This is a genomic window from Tardiphaga sp. 709 (genome assembly GCF_032401055.1).
Classification (GTDB): Bacteria; Pseudomonadota; Alphaproteobacteria; order Rhizobiales; family Xanthobacteraceae; genus Tardiphaga.
In genome coordinates, this window is the sequence record NZ_CP135529.1 from 4192206 (window position 1) to 4205977 (window position 13772).

The following is a 13772-nucleotide window of genomic DNA, read 5'->3' on the forward strand; positions in this document are numbered from 1 at the left end:
CCACGTCGGTCTTTCAATTCGGCCGGAACGTCCGGCGTTTCCTTGCCGGACAGCCGGCACTCAAATGCTGCGCCAACGACGCAGAGGTCTTGGGCGCGAATTTCTTATTCCGCTTTTTTCCCGACACCAGCCGAGCGCATCACGTTCATCACGCCGGCGACGAAGCCGAGCAGCATGAGAACAATCAGCCCCCACGGCGATGTCGACAGCAAACGATCGAAGCCCCAGCCCAGAATCGTTCCGACGACGACGCCCGCGACCAGTTCCGAAGAAAGACGGAGACCCACCGCCATGGCCGATGCCCTGGACTGCGCGTTTCCGCTTCCAGTTTCGGATTGGTCAGTCTGGAGTTTGCGCTCATCCTGAAGTTTGGACAGACGCTTATTCAGACTTCCGAGCCTTGCGGAAAGCGCAGCCTCATCGGGAGACGATTTGCCATCGTTTCCGCGTTCACTGTCATCGTCCCGTGTGCCGTTCGTCATGCTTGCGACACTCGAAATAACGCTGCAAATGCTGGAAATAACGCCCCGTCACCCTTCAAAGCCGGGCGGACCATACTTAGCGCATCTTGCCAAGTCAAGATTCGCTGATCGCCTGTTAGTGCTTTGATTCATTTGATTTTATTGGCGAAATTCGAATCCCGCTGCGCGGGATCGCCGCAGCGCAAGAATGACTTTCGAGGTGATCTATCTTGCACGGCGCAGGGCGCTCTGTTGGAGTACCGCAGAGTTTGAAAACGCCCCTGCCGGAGCCCGGAATGTCTCAAGAGATCGACTACTATTTTTCGCTGCCATCGCCCTGGGCCTATATCGGCCACACGCTCTTTCGCGATCTCGTAAGTACTTATGATCTCAAGGTGAATCATAAACCGGTATTTCTCGGTGATCTGTTTTCGGAAACCGGCGGCCTCCCGCTCGGCAAGCGTCATCCGGTGCGGCAGCGCTATCGGATGCTTGAATTGCAGCGCTGGCGCGACAAGCGCGGTCTCGATTTCCATCTGCAGCCGAAGAACTGGCCATTCGATGGCCGACTCGCCGATGGTCTGGTGATCGCGGCGCTCGAGGCTGGACACGATCCGGACCCGTTCCTGCGGCGCGCATTTCCCGCGGTCTGGGAAAGTCAGCTCAATCTCGGCGACACGGCCGTGCTGACCAGACTGGCGGATGATTCGGGGCTGCCGGGCGCGAAACTGCTAGAGCGCGCGGCGTCGAGTGATGTGGCCGCGAAATACGAACAGAACCGTCAGGAGGCGATTGCGGCTGACGTGTTCGGCTCGCCGGCCTATGTGCTCAACGGTGAAGTATTTTGGGGGCAGGACCGGCTCGAATTGCTGGCTGATGCGTTGAAGGCAAAGCGAGCGCCTTTCAAATCTCAAATCTGAGCACATCTGAGAGTAAAGGCGGCTATCGCCCCGAACTCGCAACGCGGAGCATCTCCATGAAGAATGCTGTGATGCGTTTTGCCTCCCCCGGACAGCCCATGCGGTACGCCGCGCGGGTTGGCGCGGTGCTGATGACCGGGATTGTCAGTGCGTCTGCGCAGGCGCTCCCGGATATCGAGAATGGCCGTTATTCACTGTCGCCGATCGCTGAAGGCGTCATCCGCTTGGATACCCGCACCGGCACAGTTTCGACCTGCACGGATAAGGGATCGGGCTGGGCCTGCTATGTCTTGCCGGATGAACGGGCCGCGCTCGATACCGAGATCGGGCGGTTACAGAAGGACAACGACAAGCTGAAGGCGGAGCTTGCCCAGCGCGGTCCAGCCGTCGCCGGCAAGACCGATGAAGCGCTCCCGAAACAGGATTCGCTAAAGCCCGGGAAGTCAGGGAGTGCGGATGGCGAGAGGAAGATCGAGATTCCGCTGCCGAGCGAACGCGATGTCGATCGGGTCATGGCCTTTGTCGAAAACGCGTGGCGTCGCCTTGTCGATATGGCCAGCCGCATCCAGCGCGATTCCAGCGGGAAGATCTGAGCGCTGCCAGTTGCGCTACGGATGGCGGTGCCCACATCGTTGATTGATATGCGCGGGGCCTTTTGCCGCGATATCGAGAATAGTTCAGCACAAGCAGACAGGAGCCAAATCGTACATTTTTTCGACTCAAGGGAGGCCACTTTGATGCCGAGATTTTATTTCGATCTGGTTGACGGGACGACCGTGCCCGACGCTTCCGGGCAGATTTTGCGCAATGAATTGCTGGCCGCCGAGGTCGCCGACAAGCTCGCAGGCGATATTTACAAGATCAGGCCCGAACTCCGCGGCAAGCACTTCGCCATTTCCGTCCGCAACGAGGAAGGCGATGAAATTCACCGCGCAGACGTGGTTAGCTCCGACGATTAACGCAGTGCGCAGCTCTTATTTGCGGTCGAGCCCGATATCGTCGCCGTCGCCATGGATGGTGTCGCGATCGGCTTGATCGGTCTTGTCTGCGTCCTTGATGACAGCTTTCTCTTGTGCGCGCTGTTCGTCCTTGCGTGGACCCGGCCCCGGAATGTCCCTTGATGTTTTAGGCTTCATGGCGTTTTCCCTTGTTCATCCTGATTGAAGTGGGAACGCCATATGCGCGTTTTGGTTCATCAGAAGATCCACCAGTCGAAAGGTTAGCGTCGTGACATCTGCCAGATCCATCACGCACAGCGCGCCGTCTGCAGTTCGCATCGAAACTGTCGTGTCGTCGCTGCTGACTGTGCAGACATCCGGTGCCGGCTTCATCGATATCACCCGCGAGGTCGGCAAATTCCTGACCGAGATCGGTGCCCGAGAAGGTGCGTTGACGCTGTTCATCCGCCACACCTCAGCGTCGCTCACCATTCAGGAAAACGCCGATCCTTCCGTGCTGGTCGATCTCATGACAACGCTCGATCGCCTTGCGCCTCAGGATTTTAACTGGACGCACGATACGGAGGGTCCCGACGATATGCCGGCGCATGTTCGTACCATGCTGACCGCAACCTCGCTGCACATCCCCGTTCTGTCAGGCAAGCTCGCGCTTGGAACCTGGCAGGGGATCTATCTGATCGAACACCGCGCCCGCCCGCATCGCCGCGAGGTGGTGCTGCAGTTTGTCGGCGCGACCTGACGCTCGCAGATCTGCTGAAACCAAAAAAAGGCCGCGGATTGCTCCGCGGCCGGTTTGTTGTCGTCGTGTCTGCCGGCAGCCTGGGCTGCCGGCTTGGCGAGATTAGTTCGCGCTGATATCGACGTCCTTGGTCTCCGGCAGGAAGAAGAAGCCGATGACCACGGTGATTGCCGCGAAGATGATCGGGTACCAGAGGCCGGCGTAGATATCGCCGGTCGAGGCCACGATGGCGAAGGCGGTCGCCGGGAGAAGTCCGCCGAACCAGCCGTTGCCGATGTGATAGGGCAGCGACATCGAGGTGTAGCGGATCTTGGTCGGGAACAGTTCGACCAGCATTGCCGCGATCGGCCCGTAGACCATGGTCACGAACAGCACCAGGACGAACAGCAGTCCGATCACCGCCGCGACCTGCGGACGGAAGATATCGAACGGATGCGCCATCTTCACGATCTGCGCGTCGCCCGCCTTGGGATAGCCCGCCGCCTGAACCGCTGCGAGAACCTGCGGGTTCGACGCTGCAGCCGCGGTGTAGGGCACGTCCTTGCCGTTGACGACGACCTTCACGCCCGAGCCCGCTGCACCGTAGGCGGTCGAGTACTTGACCGACGACTGGGCCAGATAGGCGCGGGCCGTATCGCAAGGCGTGGAGAACACGCGGGTGCCGACCGGGTTGAACAGATCGCCGCACAGCGCGGGATCTGAAACGACTTCCACCTTCACGGTCTCGATCGCCTTTTCCAGAGTCGGGTTGGCGTTGGTGGTGATCATCCGGAAGATCGGGAAGAAGGTCAGCGCTGCGATCAGGCAGCCTGCCAGAATGATCGGCTTGCGGCCGATCTTGTCGGACAGGGCGCCCCAGAACACGAAGAAGCCGGTTCCGAGCAGCAGCGACCACGCGATTAGGAGGTTCGCGGTGTAGCCGTCGACCTTGAGGATCGATTGCATGAAGAACAGCGCGTAGAACTGGCCGGTGTACCAGACCACGCCCTGGCCCATCACGCCGCCGAACAGTGCGATCAGCACGATCTTGGCGTTGCTCCAGTTGCCGAAGGCTTCGGTCAGCGGAGCCTTGGAGCCCTTGCCTTCGTCCTTCATCTTCTGGAACACGGGCGATTCATTCAGGCGCAGACGGATCCAGACCGAGATGCCGAGCAGAACCACCGAGACCAGGAACGGAATACGCCAGCCCCAGGCGGCGAATTCACCCTCGCCCAGCGCCGACCGCGTGAACAGGATCACGAGCAGCGACAGGAACAGGCCGAGCGTAGCCGTAGTCTGAATGAACGACGTGTAGTAGCCGCGCTTGCCGGGCGGGGAATGTTCCGCCACATAAGTCGCCGCACCGCCATACTCACCGCCGAGCGCCAGGCCCTGCAGCAGACGCAGGCCGATCAGGATGATCGGAGCCGCGATGCCGATGGTCGCTGCGTTAGGCAGGATGCCGACGATGAAGGTCGACAGGCCCATGATGAGGATGGTGACGAGGAACGTGTATTTGCGGCCGACGATGTCGCCGACGCGTCCGAACACGATGGCGCCAAACGGACGAACGATGAAGCCCGCGGCGAATGCCAGCAGCGCGAAGATGTCGCGTGTGGCCTGATTGAACATCGGCAGCTTGGTGGCGGGATCGATCACGCCGAAGAACTGCGCGCCGATGATGCCGGCCAGCGAGCCGAACAGGTAGAAGTCATACCATTCGAAAACAGTGCCGAGCGATGACGCGAAGATGACGAAGCGTTCGTCCTTCGTCATCCCCTGGGCTTTCGCCGATGTTGCTGCGATGGTGGACATGTTTGAATCGCTCCCCAAATCCGTTGCAAAATTTATTGTGGCTTCTCGCTCGCTGCGCCGAACTTCTGTCGGCTCATTGCAGAGAACTTCGATGCAAAAGGTAGCATTGCGGGGAAATGCGACCCAATACGACTTTAGGCCGTGCGCAAGGGGGCTGTGCGCAGACGTCGCAGTGCGAAAACGTCCTTCCCGACGTGCGCGTGCATATGAAATATTGCGGCGCACAATGGTCCCTGTTCACCAATTTACCGCGTGGCAGCATTGGACGCTTGCAAGACGTTGTCGCGCGGGGGACACTTGTGGCGAAATGCGCTTTTGCGCGTCGTCTCAACGCGGTCGCTGGTTTGCCGCAAGATTTTTACATGGATTTTGATGACCGTTATCGCTCCCTCGCGCCTCATTATTGCCGACGATCATCCGTTGTTCCGCGGTGCATTGCGGCAGGCGGTTAGCAGCGTGCTGCCGACGACCACGGTTGATGAAGCTGGTACGTTCGAGGATCTGACCAAGCTGCTGGAACAGGACTCCGACGTCGATCTGATCCTGCTCGATCTGTCGATGCCGGGGATCAGAGGCTTCTCGGGACTGATTTACCTCCGCGCTCAGTATCCCGCGATTCCGGTGGTCATTGTCTCGGCCAGCGACGATGTCGGCACGATCCGCCAATCGCTGGACTTTGGTGCGTCCGGTTTCATTCCAAAGCGTTTCGGGGTCGATACGCTGCGCGATGCCATCGTGAAGGTGATGGACGGCGACGTCTGGGTTCCGCCGGACGTCGACATGTCCGCAGCCGCCGATCCGGAAATGAGCAAGCTGCGCGATCGGCTGGTGACGCTGACGCCGCAGCAGGTCCGCGTGCTGATGATGCTGTCGGAAGGGCTCCTCAACAAGCAGATCGCTTATGAGCTCGGCGTGTCCGAGGCGACCATCAAGGCGCATGTCTCCGCGATCCTGCAGAAGCTCGGTGTCGAGAGCCGCACCCAGGCTGTCATCGCTGCCGCGAAGATCGCTGGTGGCCAGTGGCGCCAGGGCGAACAGACCCCGCAGCAGTAGCGATATCGCTCCGGCCTCATGGTGAGGAGGTGGACTTGCGCCGTCTCGAACCATGGAATGCTAAGACACCATCCTTCGAGACGCGGCGAAGATGTCGCTCCTCAGGATGAGGGCAGAGCCCTACTCCGCCGCGATCATCTGCTGCGTGCGCCATTGCCCGAGCAGTGCGCGCAGCGACGCCGGTTTGACCGGCTTGTTCAGCACGGCGATCTTGTCCTGCCGTGCAGCCGATTGCACATGCGGGCTGCGGTCGGCGGTGATCAGGATGGCCGGAATCTCCTTACCGAAACGGTTGCGGATTTCCCGGATCGCGGCGACGCCGTTGCCGCGGTCGAGATGATAATCGACGAGGAGGCCCGTGAGGCGGCGGCCCGAGCCCTGGATTTCGGCAATCGCATTCATCGCGGCTTCCGGATCAGGGACTGCGACGACCTCGGCTCCCCAGGCCTGCAGCAGCGTCTTCATGCCATCGAGAATCGCCATGTCGTTCTCGATACAGACAACGAGCGTGCCCGACATCGGTGACTTCGACAGTGGCGTCGCGCTGGTGACCGCGGTGGTGTGATTGATCGCCTTGGCCACGGGCACCGTCACCGAGAAGAACGAGCCGCCGCTGCGATTGGAATCCAGCGCGATGCCGTGATTGAGCACATGCGCGAGACGTTTGACAATCGACAGGCCGAGCCCGAGGCCACGCGCGATCCGCGCGCCCTGTTCGAGCCGATGAAATTCCTTGAAGATCTCGCCACGCTTGAGGATCGGAATGCCGACACCGGTATCGTAGATGCCAATCTGCAAGGCCTTGCCACGGCGCCGGCAGCCGACCAGCACGCGGCCATGCGGCGTGTATTTGATCGCGTTCGAGATCAGGTTCTGCAGAAGACGGCGCAGCATCAGGCGATCGGATTCGACGGGTAGTGAGCACGGCACGAATGTGAGCTTGACGCCGCGGGCGTGCGCGATCGGTGCATATTCGATCTCGAGTGAGCGCATCAGGTCGCCGATGCGGAAACTCGAAATCGCGGGGCTCATGGCGCCGGCATCGAGGCGTGAGATGTCGAGCAGCGCTCCGAGGATTTCCTCGATGGCCTCCAGCGAGTCGTCGATATTCTCGACCAGCCGCGCATCCTCGCCGCCGCTCTTTCGTTCGACCAGGCTGGTGACATAGAGCCGTGCTGCATTGAGCGGCTGTAGAATGTCGTGGCTGGCAGCGGCCAGAAAGCGGGTCTTCGAGATATTGGCGTCTTCCGCGGTGCTCTTGGCGAGCGCCAGTTCGGAATTCAGTCGCGTCAGTTCCTCGGTGCGGTCGCGGACGCGTTTTTCCAGCGTGGCATTGGCACGCTCCAGCGCCTCTGCTGCCTCGAAGCTGGGCGTGACGTCGGAGAAGGTGAGCACGAGCCCGCCATCCGGCATCTTGTTGGTACGCACCTCGATGACGATCTGGCGGTCCTGAAGACGTTCAAGATAAGGCTCACCCTCAGTCGTGTAGGCAGCCAGCCGCGCCTGTGTCAGGGTTTCGCTGTCGCCGTAAGGCGATGCGCTCTGGATGCCGATGAACTCCAGAATCTCGCGCAGCGGAATGCCGATCTGTACGATCTGCGGTGGCAGGCCGAGCAGTTCGCCGAACTGCCGGTTGGAGACGATCAACTGCAGGTCGGGGTTGAAGACGGCGATGCCCTGGCGGACGTGATTGAGCGCGGTCTGCAGGATCTCGCGATTGAAATGCAGCGCCGCATGCGAATCGTCGAGCAGCTTCAAGGCCGCCTTGGCTGAGACCGTGCGCTTGCGCAGCAGCAGCGACATCACCACCCGGGACGAGGCTGCGCCGATCGATGAGGCGATCAGATATTCTGCGTGCTGCAGCAGTTCGAAATCCGCAGGCGCAGCCGGATCGAGATCGACACGGCGACGGGTGGCGAAAGCATCGAAGGACTCACGTGCGCGCTCCGGGCCAAGATATTGGGTCACGGTGCTGAGGATATCCTGCACCGTCACCGTGGTCCGCCAGCGCCGGAACGCCGGTGTGATCGGCGCCAGCGTGTTGGGTACGAAGACATCGGCCTGCAGCCGTTCGATCGACGACGGCGCCCGCATCAGCGACAGCACGATATAGGTCAGGATATTGAGCGACAGGCTCCAGAGCGTGCCGTGCAGCAGCGGCGGCAGTTCGGTGCCAAGCAGGTCCTGTGGCCGCAACGCCTCGATGCCGAAGGGGCCGTGCTGCAGGAACAGGACGCCTGCGGTGCTTCCTTCAAGGAAGCTCGGGATGAACAGCGTATAAGCCCAGACGATGAAGCCGACCACCATGCCGCCCATGGCGCCGCGGGAGGTCGCGCGCCGCCAGATCAGTCCGCCAAAGAAAGCTGGAGCGAGTTGTGCGATGGCGGCAAACGACAACAGGCCGATGGCAGCGAGTTGCGTATTGCCGAGCGCGCGGAAATAGAAATAGGCCATCACCATGATGGCGAAGATCGAGAAGCGCCGCGCTTTCAGCAGGAAGTTGCCGAAGTCGGTCTGCTCATTCTGCGTCTGCGGTCCGCGCCGCAACACCAATGGCAACACGATATCGTTGGACACCATAATGGCCAGCGCAACGCATTCGACAATCACCATCGCGGTGGCAGCCGACAAGCCGCCGATGAACACCGCCATGCTGAGCGCGCTGGAGCCGGCTTCGATCGGCAGCGCCAGCACATACATGTCGCTGTCGACAGCGCCGAACGGAAAGGTCACGAGGCCCGCCAGGGCGATCGGAATGACGAACAGGTTGATGGCGATCAGATAGGTGGGAAACAGCCAGCGCGCACGGCTTACTTCCGAGTCGCTGGAATTCTCGACGACGCTGACGTGGAATTGCCGGGGCAGCAGCATGATGGCGCAGAACGACAGCAGCACCATCGTGAGGAAATTGCCGAACGACGGCACATAGTTGATGGCGCGCATCGCCTCCGGTGTCTTCATCGCGCGCTCGAACAGCTCCGAGGGACCGAACATCCAGAATGTCACGAAGGCGCCGGCGATGATGAACACCACCAGCTTGACGATGGATTCGGTGGCCACGGCGAGCATCAGGCCATGCTGGTGCTCGGTCGCATTGGTCTGCCTTGTGCCGAACAGTACGGCGAACATTGCCATGGCGAGAGTCACGACCAGTGCCATGTCGCCGACGATGGGAACGCCGGCAATGGCCTTGTCCTCGCCGAGGATCGTTTCCAGCGACGACGCCACGGCTTTCAGCTGCAGCGCGATGTACGGAACCGAGCCGATGATGGCGATCACGGCGACGGTGGCGGCGACGGCCTGGCTCTTGCCGTAACGTGCGGCGATGAAGTCGGCGATCGAGGTGATGTTCTGGGTCTTGGCGAGATGGATCACACGCCGCAGCACCGGCGAGAAGAAGGCAAAGAACAGGATCGGGCCGACATAGATCGCGAGGAAATCCACGCTGGTCCGGCTCGCCACGCCGACCGAGCCGAAGAACGTCCATGACGTGCAATAGATCGCCAGCGACAGCGGATAGATCACGGCCTTGGCGCGGCCGCTCTGGAACAGCGCGATCCGGTCGCCATAGCTGGCGACGCAAAACAGAAATCCGATGTAGCAGAGGGCGGCAACAATCACGCCCCAGTCGTGCAGCATCGTGCGTGCTCCCTTTGGCGGGCGTAAGCCCGTCCGTCAGGCGAAAATCTAGCCGGTTGCGCCGGTGCAGGCGACAGGGATTTGGCCGGACGCCGGGGAATGCCGGATCGTCGTTAAATCCAGCGCGGGCCGAAAAAGGCGATCAGGATAATGAACAGCCACGCGGTCACGCCGGCCAGCAGAGCGAGGCGGTAATCGAACGTGCCGACCGTAAGATAGCAGATGCCGAGAAAAGCGAGATAGGCCGGAATGGTCTTCGCGCCGGCCATGCAGGCTTCCCGGAAGCCCGCGCTGTCGCCTTTTGCGCCGACGATGAGAAGCGCAATGATCGCAAAGGTCGGGAACAGCGGCAGAATGCCGGGCAGCGTGTTGCCCCGTTTGGACAACCAGGCAATCAGGGCGGTGAGCAGTCCGCCGAGAATACCTTTCCAGATGATGTCCAAGGGAGCTCTCCAACTGTCCAGTGCATGTAAGCACGGACCTCACAGTTCGTCATGCCCGGCCTTGTGCCGGGCATCCATGTCTTGGTTTATGATGAAAACGTGGATGCCCGGGACAAGCCCGGGCATGACGGTGTTTCAACCATTGGCGGCCAGTTTTACTCCGCCGCCAGCGCCTTGGTGCGCAGGGGCAGGCCGAGTTCATCCCACACCTGCAGCAACGATTCTGCGAGATGATCGATCAGCACGTCGTCGTGATAGGGCGACGGCGTGATGCGGAGGCGCTCGGCGCCCTTGGCGACGGTCGGGTAGTTGATCGGCTGGATGTAAATGCCGTGATCTTCGAGCAGCAGATCGCAGGCCTTCTTGCAGAGCTCGGCATCGCCGACGAAGACCGGCACGATATGGGTGTCGGTGGACATCACCGGAATGCCGGCCGCGGTGAGGATCGCCTTGACCCGCGCAGCGCGGTCCTGATGGCGTTCGCGTTCCCAGCTCGAGCTCTTCAGGTGCTTGATCGCCGCGGTCGCGGCCGAGCAGATCGCCGGCGGCAATGCGGTGGTGAAGATAAAGCCCGGCGCATAGGAGCGCACGGCGTCTACAATGTCCTTGTTTGCTGCGATATAGCCGCCGAGGCAGCCATAGGCTTTGGCGAGCGTGCCTTCGAGTACGTCGATGCGGTGCATCACGCCGTCGCGCTCGGCGATGCCGCCGCCGCGCGGGCCATACATGCCGACCGCATGGACTTCATCCACATAGGTCATCGCGCCATAACGTTCGGCGAGATCACAGATCGCAGCCAGCGGCGCGACGTCGCCGTCCATCGAATACAGGCTCTCACAAGCGATCAGCTTCGGACGCGCGGGGTCGGCGGCCTTCAGCAGTTCCTCGAGATGCGCGACGTCGTTATGGCGGAACACAACGCGGTCGCAGCCGGCCTGCCGGATGCCTTCGATCATCGAGTTATGATTCAGCGCGTCGGACAGGATCAGGCAATTCGGCATCAGCTTGGCGAGCGTGGAAATGCCGGTCTGGTTCGAGACATAGCCCGAGGTGAAGAGCAGTGCCGCCTGCTTGCCGTGGAGGTCGGCGAGTTCTTCCTCGAGCTGCACCAGCGGATGATGGGTGCCTGCGATATTGCGGGTGCCGCCGGCGCCGGTGCCGACGCGGGTCGCGGTTTCGACCATGGCACCGACCACTTTCGGGTGTTGGCCCATGCCGAGGTAGTCGTTGGAGCACCAGATCACGACATTGCGTGGGCCTTGGGGCGTGTGCCAGACCGCATGCGGGAACCGGCCGGCAATGCGCTCAAGATCGGCGAAGACACGATAGCGGCGCTCGTCATGCAAACGATTGAGCGCGTCACTGAAGAACTTGCTGTAATCCATCGCAAAAGACCCAAAAAACGAAACCCGAACCCAGCGTCAGGTGCGTTTTAGAGCTTTTCCAGCTTGGCTGTCGAGGCGCAATTAGTCAATTTGACCAAGCGCCGCGGCTTTTGATGTGCATCAAGAGCCTGAGGTCATTCACGAATTTTTGCTGCGCTGCAGGTTACGCCGATTTGAACCGCAGCATGCCATCGGCGCCCATTGTCGAGGTCAGCCGCTTCTGCGCCAGCATGTGATTGACGTGGGCGATCAATTCGCCGGCGGCAAATCCGGTCTGGTGGGCATCCAGCTTGTGCTTATGAAAGACTACCGGCACCAGCTCGGCCGAGGTCTTGCCGGCATCCTTGCATGCGGTGGCGATCATCTGGCAGCGCTCTTCATGATGATCGGCGAGCTGCTTGATACGGATCTTGAGGCCGTGAAATGGCACGCCGTGACCGGGGAGCACGAGCACGTCGTCGGGTAGCGTCTCGGCGAGACGCTTCAGTGAATGCAGATAGGAGCCGAGCGAATTCTCGTCAGGCTCATGCGCCCAGACGCTGACATTGGGCGAGATCTTGCTGAGCACCTGATCGGCCGACAAAAATAGTTTGTCGGCCTCGCAATACAGCATCACCTGATCCGGCGAATGGCCGGCGCCGGTGAGCACGCGGAAGGTGCGCGTGCCGATCACGAGATCGTCGCCATCGGACAGGCGGCGATAGGCCGCCGGCAGCGGCACCGTCTTCTTCAGATATTCCTGGCCGCGGCCGAGCAATTGCTCGGTGATATCTGCATCCATGCCGTGGCGATGGAAGAACTGCCGCATGTTGACGATGCGCTCTTCGGTGCGGCGGTGCTGGTGATAGACGCCCTGCAGATATTCGACTTGCGACATATAGAAGGGACAGTTGAACCGCTGCACCATCCAGCCGGCCTGGCCGACATGATCGGGATGCGCGTGGGTGACGATCACCTTGCTGATCGGCTTCCCCTTCAGCGGACCTTCGAACAGCTTCGTCCATGCAGCGATGGTGGCGTCATTGCCGATGCCGGTATCCACCATGGCCCAGCCATCGCCGTCGGCGAGCAGATAGATGTTCACATGGTTGAGGCGAAACGGCAGATCGAGCCGGATCCAGAGAACGCCCGGAGCAATTTCGACCACCTGATCGGTCCCGGGATGGTTCTCCCAAGGATAGCGGAGGTCGTCGGCTGGCTTTGTGCTGGCGTCTGTTTTCGAATGCATCGGTTCTGTCACAATGTCCTTTTCATCCGGCTTAGCGGGCCAAGGACCCCTGCGCCAGCACAAATTCGGCTGGCGCAGGGCATGGGTTTATGCGCTGGCGCGCATATCGGCCTGTGCTGAAGCGGTAACCGGCAGAGCCGGCGTGCTCTTTCTGCTCACGTCGTCGAGCCGCGAGGTCATGCCGAGCCGGTCCAGCAGGTTGGCGTCGCGGTCGGTCTGGGGGTTTTTCGTGGTCAGCAGCACGTCGCCGATGAAGATCGAATTGGCGCCGGCGACGAAGCACAGCGCCTGCAGCTCGTCGGTCATATATTGCCGTCCGGCGGAAAGCCGCACCACGCTCTTCGGCATCATGATACGCGCCACGGCAATCATGCGGACCAGCGCGATCGGATCCGGGCGTTCGGCGGTGTCGTTGACCGGCACGCCCTTCACTTCGTTCCACATATTGATCGGCACGCTGTCCGGATGATGCGGCAGGTTGGCCAGCAGCATCAGCATGCCCAGACGATCCTCGACCTGCTCACCCATGCCGATGATACCGCCGCAGCAGACCTTGAGACCGGCATGGCGCGCCCGCGCCAATGTCTCGATGCGATCTTCCATCGTACGCGTGGTGATGATCTTGCCGTAGAATTCCGGCGAGGTATCGACATTGTGATTGTAGAAGTCGAGGCCGGCATCCTGCAGGCGTTTGGCCTGATCTTCGGTGAGCATGCCCAGCGTCGCGCAGGTCTCGAGGCCGAGATCCTTCACCGCGCTGACCATGTCACAGACGCGGTCGAGATCCTTGTCCTTGGGATTGCGCCAGGCCGCGGCCATGCAGAAGCGGCTCGCGCCGGCTTCCTTGGCGCGCTGCGCCGTGGCGACCACGGCGTCGCGATCCATCAGCTTGGTCGCCTTGACGTCCGTGTTGTAGTGGGCGCTTTGCGAGCAGTAACCGCAGTCTTCCGCGCAGCCGCCGGTCTTGATGCTGAGCAGGCTCGCAGTCTCGACGTGATTCGGATCGAAATTACTGCGGTGGATGCTCTGCGCCTGAAAGATCAGGTCTGCGAACGGCAGGTCATACAGGGCCTGGGCTTCATGACGCTGCCAGTCGTGGCGCGGTTCGGTCGATGTCCATGCAGAGGGTGTTGGGGGCATTCACGCAATCC

13 protein-coding genes are annotated in these 13772 nt (G+C 61.2%); 5 read left to right on the plus strand and 8 right to left on the minus strand.

The features are described 5' to 3' along the window. Window positions 1–104: 104 nt before the first annotated feature. Window positions 105–482, minus strand: coding sequence for an AtpZ/AtpI family protein (locus tag RSO67_RS20440; RefSeq protein ID WP_315840337.1), 378 nt, complete (start codon window positions 480–482; stop codon window positions 105–107). A 275-nt stretch (window positions 483–757) separates the two neighbouring features. Between RSO67_RS20440 and RSO67_RS20445 the strand changes: the two genes are divergently transcribed. The 3 genes from RSO67_RS20445 to RSO67_RS20455 all read left to right on the plus strand — a co-directional run bounded on the left by RSO67_RS20445 (window position 758) and on the right by RSO67_RS20455 (window position 2340). Next, the gene (locus RSO67_RS20445) at window positions 758–1381 is read left to right on the plus strand and encodes a 2-hydroxychromene-2-carboxylate isomerase (protein ID WP_315840338.1); all 624 of its coding nucleotides are present in this window, start codon (window positions 758–760) and stop codon (window positions 1379–1381) included. Window positions 1382–1479: 98 nt separating this feature from the next. Beyond that, window positions 1480–1974 carry a hypothetical protein gene (locus RSO67_RS20450; protein WP_315840339.1) on the plus strand — a complete coding sequence of 165 codons (495 nt, stop codon included), beginning with the start codon at window positions 1480–1482 and terminating at the stop codon, window positions 1972–1974. A 144-nt stretch (window positions 1975–2118) separates the two neighbouring features. Beyond that, window positions 2119–2340, plus strand: a complete 222-nt coding sequence (locus RSO67_RS20455) for a DUF6894 family protein (RefSeq protein WP_068732634.1) — start codon at window positions 2119–2121, stop codon at window positions 2338–2340. Window positions 2341–2355: 15 nt separating this feature from the next. Here RSO67_RS20455 and RSO67_RS20460 read toward each other — a convergent pair whose 3' ends face one another. Beyond that, the gene (locus tag RSO67_RS20460) at window positions 2356–2517 is read right to left on the minus strand and encodes a hypothetical protein (protein WP_315840340.1); all 162 of its coding nucleotides are present in this window, start codon (window positions 2515–2517) and stop codon (window positions 2356–2358) included. 91 nt (window positions 2518–2608) lie between these two features. Here RSO67_RS20460 and RSO67_RS20465 point away from each other — a divergent pair, with 91 nt between their 5' ends. Further along, the gene (locus tag RSO67_RS20465) at window positions 2609–3079 is read left to right on the plus strand and encodes a secondary thiamine-phosphate synthase enzyme YjbQ (RefSeq protein ID WP_315840341.1); all 471 of its coding nucleotides are present in this window, start codon (window positions 2609–2611) and stop codon (window positions 3077–3079) included. Between the two features lie 102 nt (window positions 3080–3181). Here the strand turns inward: RSO67_RS20465 and RSO67_RS20470 are convergent, their stop codons facing one another. Then, the gene (locus RSO67_RS20470) at window positions 3182–4834 is read right to left on the minus strand and encodes an MFS transporter (RefSeq protein WP_410001903.1); all 1653 of its coding nucleotides are present in this window, start codon (window positions 4832–4834) and stop codon (window positions 3182–3184) included. A gap of 411 nt (window positions 4835–5245) precedes the next feature. Here RSO67_RS20470 and RSO67_RS20475 point away from each other — a divergent pair, with 411 nt between their 5' ends. Beyond that, window positions 5246–5926, plus strand: a complete 681-nt coding sequence (locus RSO67_RS20475) for a response regulator transcription factor (protein WP_315840343.1) — start codon at window positions 5246–5248, stop codon at window positions 5924–5926. Window positions 5927–6046: 120 nt separating this feature from the next. Here RSO67_RS20475 and RSO67_RS20480 read toward each other — a convergent pair whose 3' ends face one another. From RSO67_RS20480 to bioB, 5 genes are all read right to left on the minus strand, one after another. Beyond that, window positions 6047–9565 carry a PAS domain-containing hybrid sensor histidine kinase/response regulator gene (locus RSO67_RS20480; RefSeq protein WP_315840344.1) on the minus strand — a complete coding sequence of 1173 codons (3519 nt, stop codon included), beginning with the start codon at window positions 9563–9565 and terminating at the stop codon, window positions 6047–6049. Window positions 9566–9678: 113 nt separating this feature from the next. Next, on the minus strand, window positions 9679–10008 hold the full coding sequence (locus tag RSO67_RS20485) for a GlpM family protein (RefSeq protein ID WP_068732644.1): 330 nt from the start codon (window positions 10006–10008) through the stop codon (window positions 9679–9681). A gap of 155 nt (window positions 10009–10163) precedes the next feature. After that, window positions 10164–11393, minus strand: a complete 1230-nt coding sequence (gene hemA, locus RSO67_RS20490) for a 5-aminolevulinate synthase (protein WP_089266846.1) — start codon at window positions 11391–11393, stop codon at window positions 10164–10166. A gap of 163 nt (window positions 11394–11556) precedes the next feature. After that, window positions 11557–12621, minus strand: coding sequence for an MBL fold metallo-hydrolase (locus tag RSO67_RS20495; RefSeq protein ID WP_315840345.1), 1065 nt, complete (start codon window positions 12619–12621; stop codon window positions 11557–11559). Window positions 12622–12708: 87 nt separating this feature from the next. Further along, entirely contained in the window at window positions 12709–13761 is a 1053-nt protein-coding gene (gene bioB, locus RSO67_RS20500; RefSeq protein WP_315840346.1) for a biotin synthase BioB, read from the minus strand. Window positions 13762–13772 lie beyond the last annotated feature (11 nt).

Bases quoted from the DNA above. Each gene is read 5' to 3' on its own strand.
- RSO67_RS20495 (WP_315840345.1), bottom strand. From the start codon at position 12,621: ATGCATTCGAAAACAGACGCCAGCACAAAGCCAGCCGACGACCTCCGC.
- hemA (WP_089266846.1), bottom strand. From the start codon at position 11,393: ATGGATTACAGCAAGTTCTTCAGTGACGCGCTCAATCGTTTGCATGAC.
- bioB (WP_315840346.1), bottom strand. From the start codon at position 13,761: ATGCCCCCAACACCCTCTGCATGGACATCGACCGAACCGCGCCACGAC.
- RSO67_RS20475 (WP_315840343.1), top strand. From the start codon at position 5,246: ATGACCGTTATCGCTCCCTCGCGCCTCATTATTGCCGACGATCATCCG.
- RSO67_RS20440 (WP_315840337.1), bottom strand. From the start codon at position 482: ATGACGAACGGCACACGGGACGATGACAGTGAACGCGGAAACGATGGC.
- RSO67_RS20450 (WP_315840339.1), top strand. From the start codon at position 1,480: ATGCGGTACGCCGCGCGGGTTGGCGCGGTGCTGATGACCGGGATTGTC.
- RSO67_RS20460 (WP_315840340.1), bottom strand. From the start codon at position 2,517: ATGAAGCCTAAAACATCAAGGGACATTCCGGGGCCGGGTCCACGCAAG.
- RSO67_RS20445 (WP_315840338.1), top strand. From the start codon at position 758: ATGTCTCAAGAGATCGACTACTATTTTTCGCTGCCATCGCCCTGGGCC.
- RSO67_RS20455 (WP_068732634.1), top strand. From the start codon at position 2,119: ATGCCGAGATTTTATTTCGATCTGGTTGACGGGACGACCGTGCCCGAC.
- RSO67_RS20480 (WP_315840344.1), bottom strand. From the start codon at position 9,565: ATGCTGCACGACTGGGGCGTGATTGTTGCCGCCCTCTGCTACATCGGA.
- RSO67_RS20470 (WP_410001903.1), bottom strand. From the start codon at position 4,834: ATGACGAAGGACGAACGCTTCGTCATCTTCGCGTCATCGCTCGGCACT.